19 protein-coding genes are annotated in these 21,849 nt (G+C 66.8%); 14 read left to right on the top strand and 5 right to left on the bottom strand.

Features of this window, described 5'->3' with window-relative positions:
* Positions 1-3: 3 nt before the first annotated feature.
* The 5 genes from ACQ3DC_RS13290 to ACQ3DC_RS13270 all read left to right on the top strand — a co-directional run bounded on the left by ACQ3DC_RS13290 (position 4) and on the right by ACQ3DC_RS13270 (position 5,324).
* Positions 4-903 carry an NAD(P)-dependent oxidoreductase gene (locus ACQ3DC_RS13290; RefSeq protein ID WP_323058159.1) on the top strand — a complete coding sequence of 300 codons (900 nt, stop codon included), beginning with the start codon at positions 4-6 and terminating at the stop codon, positions 901-903.
* A 70-nt stretch (positions 904-973) separates the two neighbouring features.
* Positions 974-2,440, top strand: coding sequence for a GntP family transporter (locus ACQ3DC_RS13285; protein ID WP_321215152.1), 1,467 nt, complete (start codon positions 974-976; stop codon positions 2,438-2,440).
* The gene (locus tag ACQ3DC_RS13280) at positions 2,440-3,291 is read left to right on the top strand and encodes a class II fructose-bisphosphate aldolase (RefSeq protein WP_430752448.1); all 852 of its coding nucleotides are present in this window, start codon (positions 2,440-2,442) and stop codon (positions 3,289-3,291) included. The genes ACQ3DC_RS13285 and ACQ3DC_RS13280 overlap by 1 nt, the downstream gene beginning before the upstream one ends.
* Positions 3,292-3,444: 153 nt before the next feature.
* Entirely contained in the window at positions 3,445-4,758 is a 1,314-nt protein-coding gene (locus ACQ3DC_RS13275) for an acyltransferase family protein (protein ID WP_430752447.1), read from the top strand.
* 236 nt (positions 4,759-4,994) lie between these two features.
* Positions 4,995-5,324 carry a GNAT family N-acetyltransferase gene (locus ACQ3DC_RS13270; RefSeq protein ID WP_157239560.1) on the top strand — a complete coding sequence of 110 codons (330 nt, stop codon included), beginning with the start codon at positions 4,995-4,997 and terminating at the stop codon, positions 5,322-5,324.
* Positions 5,325-5,413: 89 nt separating this feature from the next.
* On the opposite strand, the gene ACQ3DC_RS13265 is transcribed toward ACQ3DC_RS13270, so the two are convergent.
* Complete coding sequence (locus ACQ3DC_RS13265) at positions 5,414-5,731, bottom strand: hypothetical protein (protein WP_157239558.1); 318 nt, start codon at positions 5,729-5,731, stop codon at positions 5,414-5,416.
* A 331-nt stretch (positions 5,732-6,062) separates the two neighbouring features.
* Between ACQ3DC_RS13265 and ACQ3DC_RS13260 the strand changes: the two genes are divergently transcribed.
* The 5 genes from ACQ3DC_RS13260 to ACQ3DC_RS13240 all read left to right on the top strand — a co-directional run bounded on the left by ACQ3DC_RS13260 (position 6,063) and on the right by ACQ3DC_RS13240 (position 12,412).
* On the top strand, positions 6,063-7,718 hold the full coding sequence (locus tag ACQ3DC_RS13260) for a pyridoxal phosphate-dependent decarboxylase family protein (RefSeq protein ID WP_370460461.1): 1,656 nt from the start codon (positions 6,063-6,065) through the stop codon (positions 7,716-7,718).
* Positions 7,715-9,085 (top strand): lysine N(6)-hydroxylase/L-ornithine N(5)-oxygenase family protein, encoded by a 1,371-nt coding sequence (locus ACQ3DC_RS13255; RefSeq protein WP_430752446.1) that lies wholly within the window; start codon positions 7,715-7,717, stop codon positions 9,083-9,085. The genes ACQ3DC_RS13260 and ACQ3DC_RS13255 overlap by 4 nt, the downstream gene beginning before the upstream one ends.
* Complete coding sequence (locus ACQ3DC_RS13250) at positions 9,082-9,651, top strand: GNAT family N-acetyltransferase (protein WP_321215157.1); 570 nt, start codon at positions 9,082-9,084, stop codon at positions 9,649-9,651. Before ACQ3DC_RS13255 ends, ACQ3DC_RS13250 begins: the two co-directional genes overlap by 4 nt.
* Positions 9,648-11,537: an IucA/IucC family protein gene (locus tag ACQ3DC_RS13245; protein ID WP_321215158.1), complete on the top strand. Its 1,890-nt coding sequence runs from the start codon at positions 9,648-9,650 to the stop codon at positions 11,535-11,537. Before ACQ3DC_RS13250 ends, ACQ3DC_RS13245 begins: the two co-directional genes overlap by 4 nt.
* Positions 11,538-11,605: 68 nt before the next feature.
* Positions 11,606-12,412 (top strand): SDR family NAD(P)-dependent oxidoreductase, encoded by an 807-nt coding sequence (locus ACQ3DC_RS13240; RefSeq protein WP_157239551.1) that lies wholly within the window; start codon positions 11,606-11,608, stop codon positions 12,410-12,412.
* Here the strand turns inward: ACQ3DC_RS13240 and ACQ3DC_RS13235 are convergent.
* Together ACQ3DC_RS13235 and ACQ3DC_RS13230 are read right to left on the bottom strand one after the other, a co-directional pair.
* Positions 12,362-13,471: an FUSC family protein gene (locus ACQ3DC_RS13235; protein WP_430752445.1), complete on the bottom strand. Its 1,110-nt coding sequence runs from the start codon at positions 13,469-13,471 to the stop codon at positions 12,362-12,364. The genes ACQ3DC_RS13240 and ACQ3DC_RS13235 overlap by 51 nt on opposite strands.
* 226 nt (positions 13,472-13,697) lie before the next feature.
* Complete coding sequence (locus ACQ3DC_RS13230; RefSeq protein ID WP_157239547.1) at positions 13,698-15,329, bottom strand: MFS transporter; 1,632 nt, start codon at positions 15,327-15,329, stop codon at positions 13,698-13,700.
* Positions 15,330-15,848: 519 nt separating this feature from the next.
* On the opposite strand from ACQ3DC_RS13230, the gene ACQ3DC_RS13225 reads away from it, so the two are divergent.
* Positions 15,849-16,109 carry a hypothetical protein gene (locus ACQ3DC_RS13225; protein ID WP_157239545.1) on the top strand — a complete coding sequence of 87 codons (261 nt, stop codon included), beginning with the start codon at positions 15,849-15,851 and terminating at the stop codon, positions 16,107-16,109.
* Positions 16,110-16,238: 129 nt separating this feature from the next.
* Here ACQ3DC_RS13225 and ACQ3DC_RS13220 read toward each other — a convergent pair whose 3' ends face one another.
* Positions 16,239-18,731 carry an ATP-dependent DNA ligase gene (locus ACQ3DC_RS13220; protein WP_430752444.1) on the bottom strand — a complete coding sequence of 831 codons (2,493 nt, stop codon included), beginning with the start codon at positions 18,729-18,731 and terminating at the stop codon, positions 16,239-16,241.
* Positions 18,732-18,771: 40 nt separating this feature from the next.
* On the opposite strand from ACQ3DC_RS13220, the gene ACQ3DC_RS13215 reads away from it, so the two are divergent.
* From ACQ3DC_RS13215 to ACQ3DC_RS13205, 3 genes are all read left to right on the top strand, one after another.
* Positions 18,772-19,914 carry a Ku protein gene (locus ACQ3DC_RS13215; protein ID WP_421093733.1) on the top strand — a complete coding sequence of 381 codons (1,143 nt, stop codon included), beginning with the start codon at positions 18,772-18,774 and terminating at the stop codon, positions 19,912-19,914.
* A 201-nt stretch (positions 19,915-20,115) separates the two neighbouring features.
* A complete protein-coding gene (locus ACQ3DC_RS13210; protein WP_421093734.1) occupies positions 20,116-20,970 on the top strand; it encodes a class I SAM-dependent methyltransferase in 855 nt (284 codons plus the stop codon).
* A complete protein-coding gene (locus tag ACQ3DC_RS13205; protein ID WP_430752443.1) occupies positions 20,963-21,391 on the top strand; it encodes an SRPBCC family protein in 429 nt (142 codons plus the stop codon). The genes ACQ3DC_RS13210 and ACQ3DC_RS13205 overlap by 8 nt, the downstream gene beginning before the upstream one ends.
* 118 nt (positions 21,392-21,509) lie before the next feature.
* On the opposite strand, the gene ACQ3DC_RS13200 is transcribed toward ACQ3DC_RS13205, so the two are convergent.
* Positions 21,510-21,785, bottom strand: coding sequence for an HPr family phosphocarrier protein (locus tag ACQ3DC_RS13200; RefSeq protein ID WP_157239538.1), 276 nt, complete (start codon positions 21,783-21,785; stop codon positions 21,510-21,512).
* Positions 21,786-21,849 lie beyond the last annotated feature (64 nt).

The raw sequence follows: 21,849 nt of genomic DNA, 5'->3' as shown, positions 1-21,849 counted from the left end.
ACCATGACCAGCAACTACACCGTCACAGTCCTGGGCCTCGGCGCCATGGGCCTGCCCATGGCCACGCGCCTCGCGTCCCAGCTGACAGTCCACGGCTTCGACATCGCCGAACCGCGCCTGAAGCTCGCCGAAGAAGCCGGCATCGCCACCTTCGCCTCTGCCCGCGAAGCCGCCAAGGGTGCCGACGCCGTGCTCCTGGCCGTCCGCAACGGCGAGCAGCTCAACGACGTCCTCTTCGGCGAGAACGGCGTGGCCTCCGTGCTTGAGCCCGGCGCCGTCGTCATCCTTGGCAGCACCGTGGGCACCGAAGCCATCCCCGCCACGGTGGCCAAGCTCGCCGAATACGGCGTGGACCTCGTTGACGCACCGCTGTCCGGCGGCCCCAAGCGCGCCGGCGAAGGCGACCTGCTGATCGTCGTCGGCGCTTCCCCCGAAGCCCGCGAAAAAGCAGCCCCCGCGCTGGACCTGCTGGCTTCCACCCTGACTGTTGTGGGCGACAAGCCCGGCGACGGACAGGCCCTCAAAACCGTCAACCAGCTCCTCTGCGGCGTGCACATCGCCGCAGCGGCCGAAGCCATGGCCCTCGCCGACGCCCTCGGACTGGACCAGGCCAAGACCCTCGCCGCCCTCGAGGCCGGCGCCGCGGGCTCGTTCATGCTGTCCAACCGCGGGCCGCGCATCCTTGAGGCCTACAACGAGGAAGGCGCCGAGGTCCTCTCCCGCCTGGACATCTTCGTCAAGGACATGGGCATCGTGGGCAAGGCCACCCGTGCCGCCGGCCTGGCAGCCCCGGTTGCCGCTGCTGCCGAGCAGCTCTACCTGCTGGGCCAGGCCCAGGGCCTCGCCGCCGCCGACGACTCCGCCGTCATCAAGGTCGTTGCGCCCACAAAGCGCACCGCGTAGCCACTTTCCTCAACCAGCGCCTGATGGCCGGTCTTCCGGAAGACCGGCCTGTCAAAGGAGACACCCCGAAATGAACCACCTGATGCACCCGCTGATCGCGCGGGCGGCTGAAACTCCAGCCATCAAACCCGCAGTGGAGCTTGGCACTCCGCTGCTCCTGACCATCGCAGCCCTCGGCATTGCCGTGCTGCTGGTCATGATCATCCGCTTCAAGATCCAGGCCTTCGTTGCCCTGCTCACCGTCAGCATCCTGGTTGCCGTCGCTGCCCAGATCCCGCTCAAGGACGTCTTCACCGTTGTCGCCAACGGTGTCGGCAGCACCATGGGCAAGGTGGCATTGCTGATCGCACTCGGCGCCGTCCTGGGCCGCATGATCGAGGTGTCCGGCGGCGTCCAGTCCCTTGCCGCCCACTTCACCGCAAAGCTCGGCGCCAAGCGGGTTGCCGTGGCCCTCACCGCCGTCGGCTTCCTGGTAGCCATTCCGGTCTTCTTCGAAGTCGGCGTCATTGTGCTGGTCCCCATCGTCTACGCCTTCGCCAAGATCGCCAAGGTGCACCCGGTCAAGTTCGGCCTGCCCATGGCCGGCATCATGCTCGCCATCCACGTGGCCGTTCCGCCGCACCCCGGCATCGTGGCAGGTGCCGGCGTCTTCGGTGCCGACATCGGACTCATCACCCTGATCTCCCTGGCCATCTGCATTCCCCTGGGCTTCCTGTCCTACTGGGTTGCCAGCATCATGAACCGCAAGGAGTACGAGCTCCTCCCGTCCGTCAAGGCACAGGTTGAAGAATTCGGCTCCGACTCGCTGGTCAAGGTAGGCCACGACGGCCCCGGCGCCATGGCTGTTGCCCCGCCCCGTCCCGGCCTGATCATTTTCCTCATCGCCGCCCCGATTGTGCAGATCCTCCTTGGCACCCTGGGCACCCTCTCCATCCCCAAGGACAACTCCTGGTACGGCCTGGCCGCGTTCATCGGCAACCCGTTCTTCGCGCTGCTGGTGGCCGTTGCGCTGTCCTTCTTCCTGCTGGCCGTCCGCCGCAACTGGTCGCTGAAGGAAACCGGCGAAATCTTCGAGGGAGCCCTGCCCCCCATCGCCTCCATCCTGATGGTGGTTGCCGCCGGCGGCGTGTTCGGTGAAGTCCTCCGCACCTCCGGGATCGGCGCCGCCCTCTCCCAGACCCTGGACCACCTGGGCCTGCCCGTCATCGCCCTTGGCTTCGTCATCTCCCTGGCCCTTCGCGCCGCGCAGGGTTCGGCCACCGTTGCCATCGTGACCACCACCGGCCTGCTGACGTCCGCCGTGATGGAAGGCGGCTACACCCCGGCCCAGATCGCCGTGATCGTCATCGCCATCGGCTTCGGTTCGCTCGGCCTGTCCCATGTCACCGACGCCGGGTTCTGGACCGTGGTGCGCTACTACGGACTCACTGTTTCGGACGGCCTGAAGACGTGGACCGTCCTGACCACCATCCTGGGCCTGGCCGGCTTCGTCCTGACCTTCATGGCCTGGATCCTGGTGGGAGGCCTGGGCGTCTGATGCGTACCCGACTCGACCGCCTGGTGACCGCCGCCCTCCAGCAGGGTTCCGCCATCCCGGCCTTCACCTGCTACGACTTCACGACGGCGCTGGCCGTGGTGGCAGCGGCGGAGGAATCCGGCCGTGGCGTCATCCTGCTGGTGGCCCCGAAGACTGCCGCCACGTCGAACGGCCTGCGCCTCATCGGTGCCCTCCGTGGCCTCGCTGACGCTGCGTCCGTCCCGGTGGCGGTGCAGCTTGACCACGCAACGGACCTTCGGGTGATGGCCGACGCCGTTGCGGCAGGGGCGGATTCCGTCCTCGCCGACGGTTCCTCCCTCCCTTACGAGGACAACATTGCGCTGGTCCGGGCGGCCCGTGCGCTGCTGGGGCCGGACGTGGTACTTGAAGCCGAGCTTGGCGGGCTCGCCGGCGACGAGGACCGCGCCTTCAGCGCGGACCAGCCCGGCGTCGCCGTGGCCGGCCTCACCGACTCCGCCCTGGTGGAGGACTTCGTGGCCCGTACCGGCGCGGAACTGCTGGCCGTCGCCGTCGGAAACGTCCACGGTAAATACAAGGGCGAGCCGCAGCTGCGCTGGGACGTGCTGCAGGACATTGCGGTGCGCACGCACCTTCCGCTGGTCCTGCACGGCGCTTCCGGAATCCCGGCGGAGGAGCTGGTGAAGGCGGCCTCCATGAACGTTGGCAAGGTCAATTTCAACACGGAGCTCCGCACCGGCGTCCTGGCCACACTGGAGGAGCAGCTACCGGGCCACCGCGCCGACGGCGAGAACCTGCAGGCGCTCCTGGGCCACTGGAACAGCTCCGCCCGCGACTTCGCAACCACCACGCTGGCGACGCTCACGCGCTGAGATTTCCGCAGGGGAGGGAGGCCGGGATCAACCATGATCCTGGCCTCCCTCCTTTTTGTGATCCTGGTGCCCTCCTCAAGCTCACCCTTAACCTGAGCCTGCTTCCGGGCGCACAATGGAGCTGTAACGAGCAGTTACCGCAAAGGAATGAACATGGGCGGCGCACAGGAGCAGGGGACATCTTCGCAGCCCGGTCCGGCGGGCACCCGCGACGAGGTGCTTGACCTCGTCCGGTTCTTTTGCCTGGCACTGGTGGTGGTCGGCCACTCCATGATGGGTAGCCCCGTACTGCATCCGGACGGAACGGTCACTACCCACAACACCCTGGCCGAGCAGGACTGGTTTGAACCCGTGATCTGGGTGTTCATGGTCATGCCGCTGTTTTTTGTTGCCGGCGGCACCACGGGCCTGCAGTCCTGGCAACGGCTCAAGGCCGGGGGCGGCACCGCCGCTGAGTTCCTCCAGGCACGGCTCCTGCGGATGGTGCGCCCCGCCGCTGCCCTGCTGGCGGTAATGTTCCTTGGGCTCTGGATGGCCGGGCTGCTTGGCGTGCATCCGCAGGTGGTGGAGCTGATGGCAGCCGGGGCCGGGATGCCGCTCTGGTTCCTCGCGGCGTACCTGGCGGCGCAGCTTTCCATTCCGCTCCTGGCCGCCTTCCATGCGCGGAGCCCGTGGCTGGCTATTGGGGTCCTTGCTGCCCTCGTGGTGGCCGTGGACTGCCTTCGCGGAACGCTGCCCTTGCTCGCATATGCCAACCTGGTATTCCTCTGGTGTGCGGTGCAGCAGCTGGGGTTCCTGGCCGCCGACGGCCGCTTCGCCAGGCTCTCCAAGTCCGGCCTGCTGGCGCTCATCCTCGCCGCGAACCTCCTGCTCGGCCTCGTCGCTGCCCTGGGCCTGTACTCCGGGAACATGCTGGTGAACCTCAACCCGCCGAACCTGACCCTCTTCCTCCTGGGTATTTCGCAGGCCGCCCTGATCGAACTTGCCCGGCCTGCGCTGGTTCCGCTCTGCTCCCTCGGATGGGTACGGACGCTGCTTCGGGTGGCGGGCGGCCGTTCGCTGACCGTGTACCTGTGGCACCTTCCCCTGCTGGTGGCAATGTCAGGCCTGCTCCTCCTCACCTCCGTCCCCAAGCCCGCCGCCGGAACCGCGGAGTGGTGGTGGTCGCGCCCCGTGGTCCTGCTGTCACTGCTCCTGCTGCTGCTTCCGGCGGTGGCGGCGTTCGGCCGCCTGGAGGATCGGCCGACGGCGGCACTTCAGGGCCGCCGTCCGCCCGCCATGGCGGTGGCGGCCGCCGTCGTGGTGGTCTTCACCCCCGCCGCGGTAGGGGCCGCAATCAATGGGCTGACGCTGGCATTGCTGGGGGCCGGGGCAGCCTGCTTCCTCCTGGCACTGGTGCTGCTTCACGGGGTGCGGCGCCCGCTGCGGACCGGATCCGCTCCCACGGCAACGGAAATGTCCCGCTAGCCAAACTTCCCGCCAGCCCAACTACTTGGCCGGAGGAATCGCGGCCCGGGCGGCTTCGCCGGGCTGCATGCCCGTCATGGCGGCGGCGGAACAACTGAGAGCGGGCTCGGAACCACCGTCCGCGAAGCGGGAGCTGAGATCCAGTCCTGGCTCCAACGCACCGGACTCCTTCCGGCCGGGCAGGACACCGGGGCGGAGGCATTGCCAGCGGAGTGAAGTAGTGCCAGTGTCGAACCATGACCGAGAACACGATGTCCAGCGAGGATAAGTTCGCCCCCGACGTCTCTGTGCGGCGCAACGATGCGCAGCACCGTTATGAGCTTCACGTGGGTGATGTCCTCGCCGTCCAGTCCTTCTACCGGGACCTGCCGGGCCACATAGACTTCTCCCACACGGAGACCGGCGAGGAATTCGAAGGGCAGGGACTGGGACGTGTCCTGGCCCACTTTGCGCTCGACGACGTGGTGGCGTCAGGAAAGCGGATCATTCCGCATTGCCCGTTCATCGCCGGCTACCTTCGTAAGCACGAGGGGTACGAGCAATACGTGGATTGGCCGGACAGCTGATCCGCTCCTGAACACTTGAGCCGGACGGCTGAGGGGGACCAGCCGATCCAGCGCCGTCGGGGAGCCCGCCGAGGGGCGTTTCCCAGCAGTCAGCTGGCGAGTGCGTGTTCGGCGAGGACCGGGACGTCGATGGTGAAGCCGCAGGCACAGCGGTACGTCTCCACGTGCTCGGAAGCAGCTCCCAGGCCCATGCCCACCGGGACCACCGAGGTTCCGTCCACATAAACGGGCATCCGAACAGGGAGTGCTTCCGGATCCAGCAGCTGCATCGGGGCGCGGCAGTGCATCCGTGAATTGAGTGTGACCAGCAAGCCCATATCCGCGGGCCGGGTGACGCTCAAAGAAGATTCTGCTCCTGCGTCAGGCTCCCCGGGCACCGTAAGCTGGTCTTCAATAACGCTGGTCATGATGTTCATCCTTGGGCTTCTTTCACGAAGCTGCCGGCGTTGGCAGCCCCGCCGCGAACTGCTTGCGGAGGTTCATTTACCCCATAAGCAAAGCATGCTTACTAATTGTTCGCCAAATTGACGCTTGCGCCCTCAGTGCATCTTGCCCGCTTCCGGCTGGCCGGTTATTTTGCAGCAGGACTGCCCCGGCTGCCAGTCAATGACGCCGAAAAGGGCCCGCGCAGGGCAGTTTCACGACTCCTTCGCTAAATGCATCACAAAAGTTTGATTAAAAGGGTTACCTAAGTAAGGCTTGCCTTTTTTCGATGTAATGCCGACCGAAGGAAAACCAGTGCCGCTGCTGCCCCGCCTTGACGAGCTGGAAATGGATGATCCGCCCAACACCAATGGAGCGACGAGCCATGACCGGCCAAACCATGACCGGCCAAACCATCAGACCCCAGTTCAGGAACCTGGCGGCAGGGACTTCGGCTCGCGTGTGGAACTCGCGCTGGCGGCCAGCAACCACCTCCTCAACGCACGCAACTCGCCGCGGTATGTGGCCCAGGTGCTGCAGGGCGTAACGGCCGTTGCCACGAAACTTGAGCGGACCGCCCGGCCGTTCACCGGCGTCGGACCCTCCGAACTGGAGGCCCGCGTAGGCGCCGTGGACCTCGAAAGACCCCTGCCGGACACGGCCGCCGCCCTCCAGGAACTCGAGGATGTGTACCTGCGCGATGCCGTGTACTTCCACGACGCCAGGTACGCCGCCCACCTTAACTGCCCCGTGGTCATCCCGGCGCTGGTGGGCGAAGCGGTCCTGTCCGCGGTGAACTCCTCCATGGACACGTGGGACCAGAGTGCAGGCGCCACCATGATCGAACGCCGGCTTATTGACTGGACCGCAAAAAGGCTGGACCTTGGTGACGCCGCGGACGGCATCTTCACCTCCGGCGGCAGCCAGTCCAACCTGCAGGCCCTGCTGATCGCCCGCAACCATGCCGTTGCCGGCCTGCGGCAGGACCCTGCCCGCGCCGGGCTCCGGCTTCCGGCGCTGCTGGACACGCTGCGGATCTTCACGTCCGAGGACAGCCACTTCAGTATCCAGAAGTCGTCATCAATGCTGGGCCTGGGGTTCGACGCCGTCGTCACCGTCCCCTGCACGCCGGACCACCGGATGGATCCTGCCGCCCTCGCCGAGGCCCTGGCCGGCGCACGGGACGCCGGTTTGACCCCGATGGCGGTGGTGGCCACCGCGGGCACCACGGACTTCGGCGCTGTCGATCCGCTCCCGGAGCTCGCCGCACTGGCCCGGGCCTACGGGGCATGGTTCCACGTGGACGCTGCCTACGGCGGCGGCCTCATTGTCTCCGGCCGCTACCGGCACCTCCTTGACGGCACAGGGCTTGCCGACTCGGTCACCGTCGACTTCCACAAAACCTTCTTCCAGCCGGTCAGCTCCAGCGCCCTGCTGGTGCGCGAACGGACCATGCTGCGCCACGTCACCTACTATGCGGACTACCTGAACCCGCACAGCGCAGCGCTGGCAGCCATCCCCAACCAGGTGGACAAGAGCATCCAGACCACCCGCCGGTTTGACGCCCTGAAGCTGTGGCTGACCCTGCGCATCATGGGCGCGGACGCCATCGGCGCCCTGTTCGACGAAGCCATCGACCTCGCCGCGCGTGTGGGCAAGCTCCTCGCCGCCGACGACGCCTTCGAACTCGCCGCCCCGCCCCGGCTCAGCACCCTGGTTTTCAGGTACCGGCCCCGCCTGGACAGCGGCGACCGGATCAGCGAGGACGCGGCGGATGCCCTCAACCCGGCCATCCGGGCGGCGGTCTTCGCCTCCGGGGAAGCGGTGGTTGCCGGAACCACGGTGGGCGGCCGGCACTACCTGAAGTTCACGCTCCTCAACGCCGAGGCCACGCTGGAGGACATTTCCGGCATCATCAACTTCCTGCGCCGCACGGGCGCCGGGCTGCTGCGCAGCGAGGCGACCGCATGAGCAACACCGCCACCCAAAAGGCAGGCAGGCGCAGGATCTACGACTTTGCCGCGGTCGGCGTCGGGCCCTTCAACCTGGGCCTCGCGGCGCTGGCTGAACCGGTGGAAGGGCTGGACGGCATCTTCCTGGAACGCAGGGAATCCTTTGACTGGCACCCCGGGATGATGCTGGCGCCCGCCCACCTGCAAGTGCCCTTCATGGCCGACCTCGTCACCCTGGCCGATCCCACCTCGCCATACTCGTTCCTGAACTTCCTCAAGCAGGCCGGCAGGCTCTACCGGTTCTACATCCGGGAGAATTTCTACCCGCTGCGGGCGGAGTACAACCAGTACTGCCAGTGGGTGGCCGGGCAGTTGCCCGGCGTCCGATTTGGCACAGCTGTGCTGGATGTAACGTACGACGACGGCGTGTACCGGCTTTCCGTCTCCGGTCCGGGAGGGCCTGAGGTGCTGCTGGCGCGGCGGCTGGTGCTGGGCACGGGCACCTCCCCGGACGTGCCCGGGGCTGCGGCAGGGATCGTGGCCGATTCACGTGCGGGAGCCGGGGGAGTGGTCCTCCACACCGCCGACTACCTGGCGCGGAAGGCAGAACTGCAGCAGCAGCGCAGCATCACCATCCTGGGCAGCGGCCAGAGCGCCGCCGAGATCTACTACGAACTGCTCCAGGAATCGGACGCCCACGGGTACCAGCTGAACTGGGTGACCCGCTCCGGCAGGTTCTTCCCGCTTGAATACACCAAGCTGACGCTTGAGATGACTTCGCCCGAGTACGTGGACTACTTCCACGCCCTCCCGCAGCACCAGCGCGATTACCTGAATAAGGCCCAGAAAAACCTCTACAAAGGCATCAATTCGGACCTGATCGACGCCATCTACGACCTGCTCTACACCAAGAGCATCTCCGGAATGGTGGACACCCGGCTGCTGACCCACTCGAGCCTGACCGCTGCCTACTGGAACCCCGGGGCCGGGACCCACACCCTGCACCTGGAACATGCGGAGCAGGGCACGTCCTACACGCTGGACAGCGAAGCGGTGGTGCTGGCCACCGGCTACGGCTACCAGGAACCAGGTTTCCTCGCCGGCATCCGGGACCGCATCGACCGGGACAGCGCGGGCAGGTTCGCCGTGGACCGGAACTACAGTACCGGGGTCCAACCCGGCGAGATCTTCGTCCAGAATGCCGAGCTGCACACCCACGGGTTCGCCACCCCGGACCTGGGCATGGGCGCCTACCGCAACTCCTGCATCCTGCGCGAAATGACCGGCCGCGAGGTGTACCCCGTGGAGCGCAGCATTGCGTTCCAGCAGTTCGGGCCGCCGGCTGCGGTTGGCTCTCCGCTGGATTGCGGACCGGTGCCGGCATGACATTCACCTTCCGCTGCCTCGACGCCGAAGCCGACGCGCCGCTCCTTCACAGCTGGGTGACCCGGCCCTACGCCTCGTTCTGGGGCATGCTGTCCGCCAGCGTGGAGGACGTGGTGCAGGAATACAGGAACATCCAAGCGAGCGGCCACCACCACGCGGTGCTGGGGCTCGACGGCGGCGTCCCCGCCTTCCTGATGGAGGAGTACCGTCCCGCGTCCTCGCCGCTGGCCGCTGTGTACCCCGTCCTTCCCGGGGACGTGGGGATGCACCTGCTGGTGGCCCCGCCGTCGGCCGCACCCGTGCGCGGCTACACCGCCGCGGTGATGGACGCCGTCCTGGCACGACTCTTCAGCACGCCGGGAGTGGACCGCATTGTGGTGGAGCCGGATATCCGGAACACCAGGATCCACGCCCTGAATCAACGCCTGGGCTTCCAGCCCGCAGGGGCGGTCACCCTTCCGGACAAGGACGCGCTGCTGAGTTTCTGCAGCCGAGACGATTACCTGGCCGCCCGAACGTCCCTTCTGCCCGCCCTTCCGCCCGTAACCCAGGGAGCACCACTATGACTATCGATCTCGATCCCGCCGCCACAACCACCCCCGGGCAGCCCTCCGCCGGCCCTGCACCGCATCCCGGCCGTGTACCGCATCTCACCGGCGAAAGGTGGGACAACGCCAACCGGCACCTGCTCCGCAAGGCACTCGCCGAGTTCTCCCACGAACGGATCCTCACCCCGGAACCGGTGGGAGGTAAGCCTGGCGGGGCCGGGGCGGACGGGCGCGGCCGCTACCGGGTCCGCAGCGATGACGGCACCTCCGAGTACCAGTTCAGCGCCCGGATCCTAAGCATGGACCACTGGGCCATCGATCCCGGCTCCATCCGGCACTTCCGGGGCGGCACCGAGGCGCCGCTGGACGTGCTGGAGTTCATCACCGGGTTCCACGGAATGCTGGGCATCAACCTCCATATGCTCCCCGTCTACCTCGAGGAGGTCGGCAGCACCCTGGCGAGCCACGCCTACAAGCAGTGGGCCGGCCAGCCGACGGCGGCTGAACTCGCGGCAGGGATCACCGGCGGCGAGGACCCGGCGGCCGACTTCCAGGCCATTGAGCGCAGCATGACCGAGGGCCACCCCTGCTTTGTTGCCAATAACGGCCGCCTGGGCTTCGGCATCAGCGACTACCACGCCTTCGCACCGGAAACGGGCGCCCCGGTGCAGCTGGAGTGGATCGCCGTGCACCGCACCCGCGCCGTCTTCACTGCATCGGAAGGGCTGGAGTACCGGGCGCACCTGCAGGCCGAGCTCGGATCCCTGCTGGGCACCTTCACCGCTGAACTGCAGCTGCAGGATCTCGATCCGGACCAGTACTTCCTCATGCCGGTACATCCCTGGCAGTGGGAGAACAAGCTCACGGTCACGTTCGCGGCGGAGATCGCCCGGCAGCGCATCGTCCACCTGGGCGCCGGGACGGACAGCTACCAGGCGCAGCAGTCGATCCGGACCTTCTTCAACACCAGCGACCCCGTCCGCCACTACGTCAAGACGGCCATGTCCGTGCTGAACATGGGCTTCATGCGCGGGCTGTCGCCGGAGTACATGAAGGCCACCCCGGCCATCAACGACTGGCTGCGGAACCTGATCGAGGCGGACGATGCACTTCAGCGCCGCGGGTTCACCATGATCGGCGAGGTCGCCGCCATCGGCTACCACAACGGCTACTACGAGGCAGGCGCTGCGGGCGGTTCGCCGTACCGGAAGATGCTCTCCGCCCTATGGCGCGAAAGCCCCCTGCCGCTGCTGCAGGACGGGCAGCAGCTGGCCACCATGGCCTCGCTCCTGCACGTTGACGCGAGCGGCAGGCCCATGGTTTCGGCGCTCATCGAGCGCTCCGGCCTGCCGGCAGGGGACTGGCTGCGGCGGTATTTCGAGGCCTACCTGGTTCCACTGGTTCATTGCCTCTTCCGGTATGAGATGGCGTTCATGCCGCACGGCGAGAACGTGATCCTGGTGTTCGAAAACGGCGTACCCGTCAGGGCCGTCATGAAGGACATCGCCGAGGAAATCGTGGTGATGGGGGACCGGCTGGACCTGCCGGAGGATGTATCCCGGATCCGGGCGGAGATCCCGGACGGCCAGAAGGTGCTGGCCGTCTTCACGGACATCTTTGACTGCATTTTCCGTTTCCTGGCCGCGCTCCTGGACGGGGACGGAAGACTGGGCCAGGACGACTTCTGGCGGATTGCCGCCGCTGCGGTCAAGGACTACCAGGGGCAGCATCCGGAACTTGCCGGCCAGTTCGCCCGGCATGACCTCTTTGCCGCCGACTTCGAGCTGTCCTGCCTGAACCGGCTGCAGCTGCGCAACAACCAGCAGATGCTGGACCTGGCAGACCCGTCCGGCGGGCTGCAGATGGCAGGACGCCTGGCCAATCCGCTGGCGAGGTTCGCCTGAGGACCACGCCTGGTACCACACGGACAGTGGACCGGGACGGGAGATCGGCGCCTCGCTAGGCTTGCAGCATGACCACGCCGCACCCCCAGCAGGATCTTTCCGGGACAACAGCCCTCGTCACGGGGGCCAGCGCGGGGCTGGGGTCCGAGTTCGCGCGCCAGCTGGCCGCCCAGGGCTGCAACCTGGTGCTGGTTGCGCGGAACCGGGCCCGCCTCGAGGAAGCAGCGGCGGGCCTGGAACGGCGCTACGGAACCACTGCCGAGGTGCTTCCCGCAGACCTGACGGACGACGCCGGCGTGGCCGCCGTCGTCGAACGCCTGTCCGATGCGCGGCGTCCGGTGGGGATCCTTGTCAACAACGCCGGAATCGGCCTGCTGCACAACTTCGAGGACAACCACATCTCGGAGGAGAAGAAACACCTCAAGCTGCACGGGGAAACCGCCATGGAGCTTACCCATGCCGCGCTCAAAGGCATGCTGGAGCGGGGCGAGGGCCGGATCATCAACGTGGCCAGCATCGCCGCTTTCCTGCCGCGGGGCACCTACTCCGCGGCGAAGGCCTGGCTGGTGAGTTTCAGCCGCTGGGCAAACCTGGCCTACGGCAAACAGGGCATCAAGGTCACCGCGGTGTGCCCGGGCTTCACCCACACGGAGTTCCACGACCGGATGGGCATGGACAAATCGGTGGCGCCGTCCTGGGCCTGGCTGCATGCCGAGCGGGTGGTGCGGGAAGGCCTGGCGGACAATGCCCGGGGCAAGGCGGTGTCCATCCCCTCCAAGAGGTACAAGGTGGTGGCGGCCGTTGCCCGGGTGGCGCCGGCAAAGCTAATGGCGGGGCCGCCGCGGAAGCCGAAACAGGGACGGAAACCCGAGTAATGCTGACGGCGAGCGCGACCCCGCCCGCCGGACAGCCACCACCACGCCGATTCCCACCAGCGCCCCCACCATGGTCTCCACAGCGCGCTCCAGGATCAGGACCGCCGGGTCGGCGGGGGCTGCGAGCTGGGTCATCAGCAAAATGACCGGCGTGAAGGAAACCATGGCCAGGCCGTAGTGGCGGGTCATGAACAGCTCGGTGGTGAACTGGAAGAGGATCACCAGGAGCGCCAGCACCACGGCCTGCCGGCCCGGGAACAGGCCCGCCAAGGACCATGGCACCGAAAGAATGGCGGCGGCGGTGACCCCCAGTCCCACGAACGTCCCCACGATCCGGTGGATGCCCCGCCGGACGCTGCTCGGAAGGTCGGCCCCGGCCAGCGGCACCGCAGCCGCGGCCATGGCCCAGTGCGGATGCCCGCTGCCCGTCAGGACGCCCACAGTGCCGGCTGCACCCACTGCCAGGACGTACCGGGAGGCATGCACGAGCATCTCCCGGTGCCCGGCGGGGCTCATGGCCGGAGCAGCCCGGACGGCGCCGCGCTGCCAGGACCTGCGGCGGATCCAGCCGCCGAAGCCCACCAGCATGGAGAACGCGGCAGACCCTGCGGCGATCAGCATGGCCACCTGCCACGGAACCACAGTGGGCACTGAGGCGCAGGCTCCCAGCGCGAGGATCCCAAAGAACGGTCCGTTGGGCTTGAGCCGCACGCGGTCCGCGAAGAGGGATCCGACGCCGGCGAGGACAGCCTCCACTCCCACGAGCCACCATGAGTGGAGATGGTTGACGGACAGGAACACGCCCACCGCCACACCGCCCAGCAGGACGACGGCGGCCTGGGACTGGTGTCGGAGCCGGAGCTGGTGCGGCTCTGAGCGCCCGTACATGCCGATCAGGGCACCAAAGACGGCATAAATCATGAGGTCTGAACGACCTGTGGCCAGGAGCAGGAGTGACGGAACCGCAACGCTGAGGGCAACGCGCAACGCCGCCAAATGGTCATTGTTGGCCGGTTCCAGCCGATGGAGCGCGCGCACCTGCACGAGGACGCGTTCCATGACTCATCACCTCTTGCTGTTCCAGTACGGCCTTTTGGAAGTTATCACCGTGGGGCAGGGCCCGTCATTTCCACTGCCCGGCGCAGGACTCGGAACGTCATTCCGGCCGGTACGCCAAAGGCCCGCCCCTTCGTGCTTCCTCCAAGGAAACACGAGGGCGGGCCTTCTGGGCGTGGGCCGCAAGACGGGGCTCCGGACCGGCAGGACCGGTTCCGCCGGAGTGCGACTAGGCGCCGGCAGGAACCTTGTCGGCCTCGCGTGCATCGGCGTCGCGCGCATCGGTGATGTCCTGGGTCTCGAACGGGAGTTCGTCCAGGTTGAGCAGCGGGTTCTCGTCCTGCGTGGCAACCAGTTCGCGTGCCTCGGCCTGGGTATCCACGCTGGGCATGGACCCTGGCAGCGGGCGCTGGGCCGACTCCTTGAGGAAGTAGATGGCCACGGCACCCACCAGGGAGGTTCCCATCAGGTAGTACGCGGGCATCATGTCGTTGCCTGTGGCGCTGATGAGGGCTGCCACGATGAACGGAGTGGTGCCGCCGAAAATGGCCACCGAGAAGTTGTACGCGATGCCCATCGCCCCGTACCGGCTGGAGGTGGGGAACTGCGCCGGGAGGGCGGAGGCCAGGTTGGCGACGTAGAACGTCACCGGGAATGCGATCAGCGCCAGGCCGGCCAGGGTGGACCAGATCTCGCCGATGCCGATCAGCAGGAAAGCCGGAGTGGCCAGGACCACTGTGCTGACTGCGCCGATCCACAGGACGGGCCGGCGGCCGATTCGGTCCGACAACTTTCCGGTCAGCGGAATGCAGAGGCTCATGACCACCAGCACGGGGATGGTCAGGAGGGTGCCGTGCACCGGATCGTAACCCTTGGACTCCGTGAGGTAGGTGGGCATGTAGGACGTCAGCGCGTAGCCGGCGGTGTTTGCTGCGGCCACCAGGATCATGGCAACAATGATGGAGCGCCAGTAGGCCTTGACGATGCCCACCGGGCCCTTCGCCGTTGCCTGGTCGGATGACGCCGCATGCTTCGCGAGATCCTCCTGGGCATCCAGGGTGGCCTGGAACTGGGGGGACTCCTCGATCTTGCTCCGGAAGTAGACCGCGATCAGGCCCAGGGGCCCGGCCACCAGGAACGGAATACGCCAGCCCCACTCCTCCATGGCTGCCTGGCCGAGCGTCAGCTGCAGGACCGAGACCAGGGCGGCCCCGATGGCGAAGCCCATGTAGCTGCCCAGGTCCAGGAAGCTGGCGAAGAACCCGCGGCGCTTGTCCGGGGCGTATTCGCTGACGAACGTGGTGGCACCGGCGTATTCACCGCCGGTGGAGAAGCCCTGGACGATCTTCAGCAGCACCAGCAGGCCTGCGGCCCACAGCCCGATCTGGGCGTAGCCGGGCAGGAGGCCGATGGCGAACGTGCTCGCTGCCATCAGCATCAGCGTGGCGGCGAGGATCTTCTGCCGGCCCATCTTGTCGCCCATCCAGCCGAAGATCACGCCGCCCAGGGGGCGGGCAATGAACGTGGCGGCGAAGGTGCCCAGCAGGAACAGCGTCTGGGTGGTGGGGTCCGACTCCGGCAGGAAGACCGGACCCATGGTGGTGATGAGGTAGCCGAACACGCCGACGTCGTACCATTCCATGGTGTTGCCCACGATGGTGCCGCCGAGGGCTTTCTTCAGCATGGGCTGGTTGACGACGTTGACGTCCGATTCCTTGAGCCGGCGCCGCGCGAGCAGCTTAGGCTTGCGCGGGCTTTTGGTAAGAGCCGACGACGGGGCGCCAGGGGGTGTAGCTGGGTTGGTTCCAGAGGCGCTGTTGACGCCTGCGGAAGAGTCTGTCGTGCTTCGGTCTGTGGGCATTTGGGCAACTCCTGTGGAGGTCATTTGCTTGCGACTTGTAGCTGCGCCGCTCCGGGCAGGCCTTCAATTTTACGCGAATGCCGTAGCGCCTGCGTGGTTTATGCCGTAGGATCACCCGTTTGGCAGCCGTATCCGGCAGGTTTACCCGAATTCTTTTCCCGGCTTTTCCCGCGCCATCACTGGCATGCGGCGGGACCAGGCCCATCGTTACCCAATCTTTTTCGTTTTATGCGCCACACCCCCGTGAATCTGTCCCAAGATGGCGCTGAAAGTGACCGGGACCACGCCGGGCCGGACCTCCCGGGCGCACACCGGGCCGCGGTCCAGGGGCACTTTTGCCGGCCCAGGCGGAGGGGGTTCACAGGTGCCGTGTGCGTCCCTAAGGTTGTTCCATGGAAACACTTTCTTTCAGGTAGGGGACGCCTGCGGCCAAGCCACCGCGGGCCGCTTCGAAAGTTTTTGCCGGGGCCCGGTTTTGGCCACTCTCGATAGCACTTCATCTGTGGAAGGGAAGAACAAATGGCTGACGAAAAGCGTGAATTCCCCATCAATCCGGAGGTTGCGGACCACCTCGCCGCGGCAATGGACACTCCGGACATGCCGGGTGCCGAAGCGCCCCTTGCCCCACTGGGGGGAACCGGGCAGCGCACCTGGCCGGATGGATACGGAAAGCGCCGGCACCCGAAAGAGCGGGATGCAGGCCACGGCCGGATAGGGCAGGGAGCCGCAGTGACGGCGATCCACCGCACCAGCCGGCCGCAGATGCCGCACTCGTCCTAGGCCCGGACACTTTAGGACGCGCATCCTGCCTGGCGACGCGTACATGGCCTGGCGACACCGAAATCCGGTGCGCCAGGCCTTTTGCGTGTCCCGGATCAATCTGGCCTTCTTCGCGAGTGGCCGGCCGGCTCAGCCTTCGCGCACAACCTCCGCCGGGTCCTTGTCCAGCCGCCAGCCCCGCCACACGGGATGCCGCAGCCTCCCGGTTCCCGTCCACTCGCTGTAGGTCACTTCGCCGACAAGTTCGGGGGCAATCCAGTGCGCGTCGGCGGCATCCGGGCGCGGAACGTCCAGGAACGGCGAGGTCTTCCGGGCCAGCCGTTCCACGGTTTGCCGCAGTTCGGCAAGTTCCCTCCCGCTGAAACCGCTGCCCACCCGCCCCGCGTACTGCAGCTTCGTCCCTTCCGGAATGCCCACCAGCAGTGAGCCCACGGTGTCTTCCCGCCCGCCTTTGCCCGGGCGCCAGCCGCCCACCACAACCTCCTGCGTCTGTTCCACCTTCAGCTTGATCCAGGTACGGGTCCGCTGCCCGCTCACGTACCGGCTGTCGGTCCGCTTGGCCATCACCCCTTCGAGGCCCAGCTCCCGGGCACTCTCCAGGATGTGGTCCACCCGGTCCTCGAGGACCGGAGAAAGCCCCGCGGGGCAGCCCGATGCGGTGAAGAAGTCCTCCAGCCGTTGCCGGCGCTCGGCGAGCGGCAGCCTCCGGAGGTCCGTTCCGTCGTCGTGCAGCAGGTCGAAAAGCATCAGCTGCACGGGAATGGCAACCCGGGCCCGTGCGACGTCGGCGGGCCGGGTGAGCTTCATCCTTCCCTGCAGGAGCCCGAAGTCGGGCCTTCCCGCCGCGCCGATGGCCACGATCTCACCATCGGCAACGAACGGCCGGGCCGGCCAGCAGGCCCGGTCCACGAGTTCGGGGTAGGTGCTGGTGACATCGTTGCCGTTGCGGCTGAATATCCGTACCGTCCTTTCGTCTCCCACGAGGATGGCGCGGACCCCGTCCCACTTGAGTTCGAACTGCCAGTTGCTGCCCTGCAGGTCGGCGGCGTCTCCGGAGGTGGCCATCATGGGCCTGTAGTCCCCGGGCCGCACCGCAACGTCTTTATCCCGTGCCTCCTGGCGCAGCTCATCGTGGCGCGGCTCGTGGTGGTTCGGCGCCCCGTGTGGCTCCTCGTGGGCCGACTCCCTAGCCGGAGCCTCCTCCTGTCCTTCCCGCGGCGGTGCGTGCCGCCGTCGTCCGCCAGGCCGCCCGGGCTCCATGAGGTGGATAAGCCACTGGCCCTCGGAATCCCTTCCCTGCCCCCGCCCTGTGTGGATAAGCGCGAACTTCCTGGTCCCGCCCAGCCCTCCTCCTTCCGAACCGGTGAGGGTGGCAATGACTTCCCTGCCGTTGATCCACTTGTCCAGCTCATACGTCCCGTGGTCCCAGATGGTTACCTCGCCGGCGCCGTATTCCCCTTTGGGAATAGTCCCCTCGAAGCCCGCGTAGTCCAGGGGATGGTCCTCGGTCTGCACTGCCAGGTGGTTCTTGCCGCCGGACTCAGGCACCCCCTTCGGCAGTGCCCAGGACACCAGCACTCCTTCATGCTCCAGGCGGAAGTCATAGTGCAGGCGGCTGGCGTGGTGCTCCTGGATCACAAAGGTATTCCCGCTGCCGGCCGTGCCCGTGAAGGGTTCCGGAGTCTTCCCGGGATCACGCATGGAGCGGTACTTCTCCAGCCGGGGGTCGTTGCCGGCGTTATCGACGGCGGCGAACGGGTCCTTGCCTTCCTGCACGCGCCGGATCACCGCCTTATGGTCCAGGTGGCTGAGGCCGGGGGAGCCGAGCTCCTCCCAGGTCCGGGGCGCAGCCACCATGGGGGTGGGGCGGCCACGCAGCGAGTACGGCACGATAGTCGTCTTGGCTGCATTGTTCTGGCTCCAGTCCACCAGGACCTTGCCCTTGCGCAGGCTCTTTTTCATGTCGCTGACGGCCAGGTCCGGGTGGTCGGCCTCAAGGGCCCTGGCAAGTTCGCGGGCGAAGCCGGAGACCTGGTCAGAGGTCTGGCTCCGGTCCAGGGCGGCGTACAGGTGGATGCCCTTGCTGCCGCTGGTCACCGGCACGGGGTCCAGGCCCACGTCCTGGAGGATGGCGCGCGCCAGGAGGGCTACTTCAACGCACGCCTCCAGGCCGGCGCCTTCGCCGGGGTCCAGGTCCAGGACCAGCCGGTCGGGGTTCAGTTGGTTGCCGTGGGAGTCCACCTGCCACTGCGGAACGTGGATTTCCAGGGAATTGATCTGCCCGAACCAGGTAAGGGTGGCGGGGTCGTTGACCATCGGGTAGTAGATGGTGCGGCCCTTGTGGGTGATGGCTGCCCGGGGGAGCCAGCCCGGAGCCGAGTCCTCAAGGTTCTTCTGGAAGAACACCTCGCCGGGCTTATCGGCGGTCCCGACGCCGTTCACCCAACGCTTCCTGGTGGCCGGCCTGTTGTACGCCGCCGGGATCAGGACGTGGGCCACGGCGGCGTAGTAGGCCAGGACGTCCGCCTTGGTGGTGCCCGTCTCCGGATAGATGATCTTGTCCAGATTGGTGAGGGTCAGTTCCCGCCCTGCCACCCTGACACGCTCCTTAGCGGCGGGCACGGGGCTTCACCTCCGGCGTTGCGTGATGTTCACTTGAGGAATGAGAGCCATCTGGAAAGGTGCCATCGCGTTCGGCCTGGTCAACGTGCCCGTGAAGGTCTACAGCGCCACTGAGGATCATGACATCAGTCTGCACCAGGTCCACAACGCCGACGGCGGCCGGATCCGCTACCAGCGGCGGTGCGAGGTCTGCAGCCAGGTCATCGATTATTCGGACATCGAGAAGGCCTACGAGGAGGACGGCCGGACGGTGGTCCTGTCCAAGGACGAACTCAAGGCCATTCCGGCGGAGAACAACCATGAGATCGAAGTGGTGCAGTTCGTCCCGTCCGAGCAGCTTGAGCCCATGATGTTCGAGAAGAGCTACTACCTTGAGCCGGACTCCAAGTCTCCCAAGGCCTACGTGCTGCTGCGCAGTGCGTTGGAAGACACGGACAGGGTGGCCATTGTCCAGTTCGCGCTGCGGGAGAAGACCCGGCTGGGCGCTTTGCGGATTAAGGACGATGTCCTGGTGCTCCAGTCCCTCCTGTGGCCGGACGAGGTGCGGGAAGCGAAATTCCCTTCCCTTGATGCATCCGTCAAGATCTCCCCGCAGGAGCGCGATATGTCCGCGGCCCTGGTGGAGTCCATGGCGGCCGATTTCGATCCCGCTTCCTTCACGGACGACTACCAGGTCCAGCTCCGCCAGCTTATTGAGGCCAAGCTGGAGCAGGGTGAATCGCTGGACACCGAGGAAACCTTCGGCGTGGAGGCCGGCGAGGGCAGCAAGGGTGAAGTCATCGACCTGATGGAGGCGCTGAAGCGAAGCCTGGACCGGAAACGGGGCGGCGGGTCCGATGCCGCGGCAGGACGGGCGGGTGGCGAAGCCGGCGGGGACTCCGGCAGCGACGCCGGCGAAGACGAAGCCGCCAAACCGGCGCGCAAGCGGTCTACCGCGGCTAAGACCAGTGCCGAAAAGACCGGCACCACGGCGAGGTCCGCGGCAGCAAAGTCCACGGGAACGCAGTCCGGCGCAGCCACATCCGGCACGGCCAAGTCCGGCGCAGCCAAATCCGGCACGGCCAAGTCCACCACGGCAAAATCCGCCGCCGCCAAGTCGACAGCGGCCAAGTCCGCCGAAAAACCCGCCGCCAAGGCGTCCACCAGCAAGGCGACGGGCACCCGGGCGCGCAAGCCTGCGTGATGGCCCCTGTGATGGCCAGCCGCCTGCGGATCCTGATCCGGTACCCGATGCCATGTACATGAAACTACTAAGCTTGCTTGCGTTCCGGTAGCGGGGTGCTCTTTACAGCCGGGTCCGGTGCGTCCACAATGAGTCGCATCGCAGCCACCGCTGTGCCCACAGCGTGCTGACACTCCAACGGCCCTGTGAGGAGCGCTGAACATGAACGATCAGACAGATGCAGCCGAGGCGGACCGGGCACTCAAACAGAAACACCGGGCCATGTGGGCATCCGGTGATTATCCGGCCCTCGCTGACGAGATGCTCCTGGACCTCGGCGCCATCCTGGTTGAAGCCTGCGGCATTACCTCCCGCCACAATGTGCTGGATATCGCCGCCGGATCAGGCAACGCGGCCATTCCCGCGGCCATGATGGGAGCCAAGGTGGTGGCCAGCGACCTCACCCCCGAGCTTTTCGAGGCCGGCCGCCGTGAGGCCGCGAACCGGGGAGTCAGCCTGGACTGGAAGGAAGCCGACGCGGAGGCCCTGCCCTTCGCCGACGCCGAGTTCGACGTCGTCATGTCCTGCCTCGGCGTCATGTTTGCCCCCCACCACCAGGCGGCGGCGGACGAACTCCTGAGGGTGTGCAAACCGGGTGGAAACATAGGACTGTTGAGCTGGACCCCGGAGGGGTTCATCGGCAGGATGTTCGACACCATGAAGCCCTTCGCCCCGCCGCCACCGCCGGGAGCACAGCCGGCGCCGCTGTGGGGGAGCGAAGAGCACGTGCGGGAACTGCTGGGGGACAGGATCACGGATACCGCTGCGCGCAAGCAGACCCTGGCCGTGCGGAGCTTCCATCAACCCGGCGACTTCGTCCGCTACTTCAAGTCCCACTACGGCCCCACCATCTCCGTCTACAAATACATCGGGGAGGACGGGGACAAGGTCAAAGCCCTGGACCAGGCCCTGACGGAACTGGCTGATTCCTTCGGCGATGCCCACGGCGACACCCCGTTCCAGATGGAGTGGGAGTACTTGCTGTTCACTGCGAAGAAGGCCAAGGAAAGTGCCTGATTACGTGGCCACGTCCTCGGTCACGGTTGATGCCCCTCCCACCCGCGTGTGGGATGTCATCACGGACCCGGCGGCCACGAAGGAGTTCATGGTTGGCACCGAGCTCTCCACGGACTGGACCGTGGGCGGACCCATCACCTGGAGCGGCAACTGGGACGGCAAGGACTACGAGGACAGGGGCACGATCCTCGAGGTGGTGCCCGCCAGGAAACTGGTCTACACGCATTTCAGCCCCCTCGCCGGGCAGGAAGACAAACCGGAGAACTATCACACCCTCACCTGGACGCTTCAGGACAAGGGCGGCCGGACGCTTTTGACGCTGACCCAGGACAACAACACCACGGCGGAGGCGGCTGACCACTCAAAAGGCATGTGGGACAAGCTCGTGGCGGACGTGAAGAGGATTTCCGAGGGCAGTTAACCCGCCTGGTTGGGATGGGGCGGGGGATTAACGCAAGCGGCCGTCGTCGGGCGTTTCCCTGGGAGGGAAGGCCCGACGACGGCCGTGCGGCTTGGCCGCCGGGGCAGCCTGTCAGCTGCTAGGCGTCGTGGTCCGTTTCCAGGATCTGGACGAGGCGGTCCAGCGCGGTGTCCGCGCCGTCACCTTCGGCGCGAAGGACCACCACGTCGCCGTGCGAGGCGCCCAGGCTCATGAGGGACAGGATGCTGGCAGCGTCCATCGCCTCGTCCACCGGCTCGCCCTCGCGGGCGATGGTGATGTCCAGGTCGTACTCTCCTGCTGCCTCGGCAAAGATGGCGGCGGGGCGGGCGTGCAGGCCCACGCGGCTGGCGACGGTTGCTGTGCGTTCTGGCATTGTTGCTCCTTAGTCTTCCGGCGGCTGGTTGAAATGCCGGGGTAGAGGTAGTGGGTGAGGCAGG

The sequence above is a fragment of the Paenarthrobacter sp. NEAU-H11 genome (assembly GCF_050573415.1).
In the GTDB taxonomy this organism is placed as follows: Bacteria; Actinomycetota; Actinomycetes; order Actinomycetales; family Micrococcaceae; genus Arthrobacter.
This window is presented reverse-complemented; position numbering and strand designations above follow the sequence as displayed.

Excerpts from the sequence above, each read along its gene's own strand:
- ACQ3DC_RS13290 (WP_323058159.1), top strand. The coding sequence starts at position 4 with ATGACCAGCAACTACACCGTCACAGTCCTGGGCCTCGGCGCCATGGGC.
- ACQ3DC_RS13285 (WP_321215152.1), top strand. The coding sequence starts at position 974 with ATGAACCACCTGATGCACCCGCTGATCGCGCGGGCGGCTGAAACTCCA.
- ACQ3DC_RS13280 (WP_430752448.1), top strand. The coding sequence starts at position 2,440 with ATGCGTACCCGACTCGACCGCCTGGTGACCGCCGCCCTCCAGCAGGGT.
- ACQ3DC_RS13275 (WP_430752447.1), top strand. The coding sequence starts at position 3,445 with ATGGGCGGCGCACAGGAGCAGGGGACATCTTCGCAGCCCGGTCCGGCG.
- ACQ3DC_RS13270 (WP_157239560.1), top strand. The coding sequence starts at position 4,995 with ATGACCGAGAACACGATGTCCAGCGAGGATAAGTTCGCCCCCGACGTC.
- ACQ3DC_RS13265 (WP_157239558.1), bottom strand. The coding sequence starts at position 5,731 with ATGACCAGCGTTATTGAAGACCAGCTTACGGTGCCCGGGGAGCCTGAC.
- ACQ3DC_RS13255 (WP_430752446.1), top strand. The coding sequence starts at position 7,715 with ATGAGCAACACCGCCACCCAAAAGGCAGGCAGGCGCAGGATCTACGAC.
- ACQ3DC_RS13250 (WP_321215157.1), top strand. The coding sequence starts at position 9,082 with ATGACATTCACCTTCCGCTGCCTCGACGCCGAAGCCGACGCGCCGCTC.
- ACQ3DC_RS13245 (WP_321215158.1), top strand. The coding sequence starts at position 9,648 with ATGACTATCGATCTCGATCCCGCCGCCACAACCACCCCCGGGCAGCCC.
- ACQ3DC_RS13240 (WP_157239551.1), top strand. The coding sequence starts at position 11,606 with ATGACCACGCCGCACCCCCAGCAGGATCTTTCCGGGACAACAGCCCTC.
- ACQ3DC_RS13235 (WP_430752445.1), bottom strand. The coding sequence starts at position 13,471 with ATGGAACGCGTCCTCGTGCAGGTGCGCGCGCTCCATCGGCTGGAACCG.
- ACQ3DC_RS13230 (WP_157239547.1), bottom strand. The coding sequence starts at position 15,329 with ATGCCCACAGACCGAAGCACGACAGACTCTTCCGCAGGCGTCAACAGC.
- ACQ3DC_RS13225 (WP_157239545.1), top strand. The coding sequence starts at position 15,849 with ATGGCTGACGAAAAGCGTGAATTCCCCATCAATCCGGAGGTTGCGGAC.
- ACQ3DC_RS13215 (WP_421093733.1), top strand. The coding sequence starts at position 18,772 with ATGAGAGCCATCTGGAAAGGTGCCATCGCGTTCGGCCTGGTCAACGTG.
- ACQ3DC_RS13210 (WP_421093734.1), top strand. The coding sequence starts at position 20,116 with ATGAACGATCAGACAGATGCAGCCGAGGCGGACCGGGCACTCAAACAG.
- ACQ3DC_RS13200 (WP_157239538.1), bottom strand. The coding sequence starts at position 21,785 with ATGCCAGAACGCACAGCAACCGTCGCCAGCCGCGTGGGCCTGCACGCC.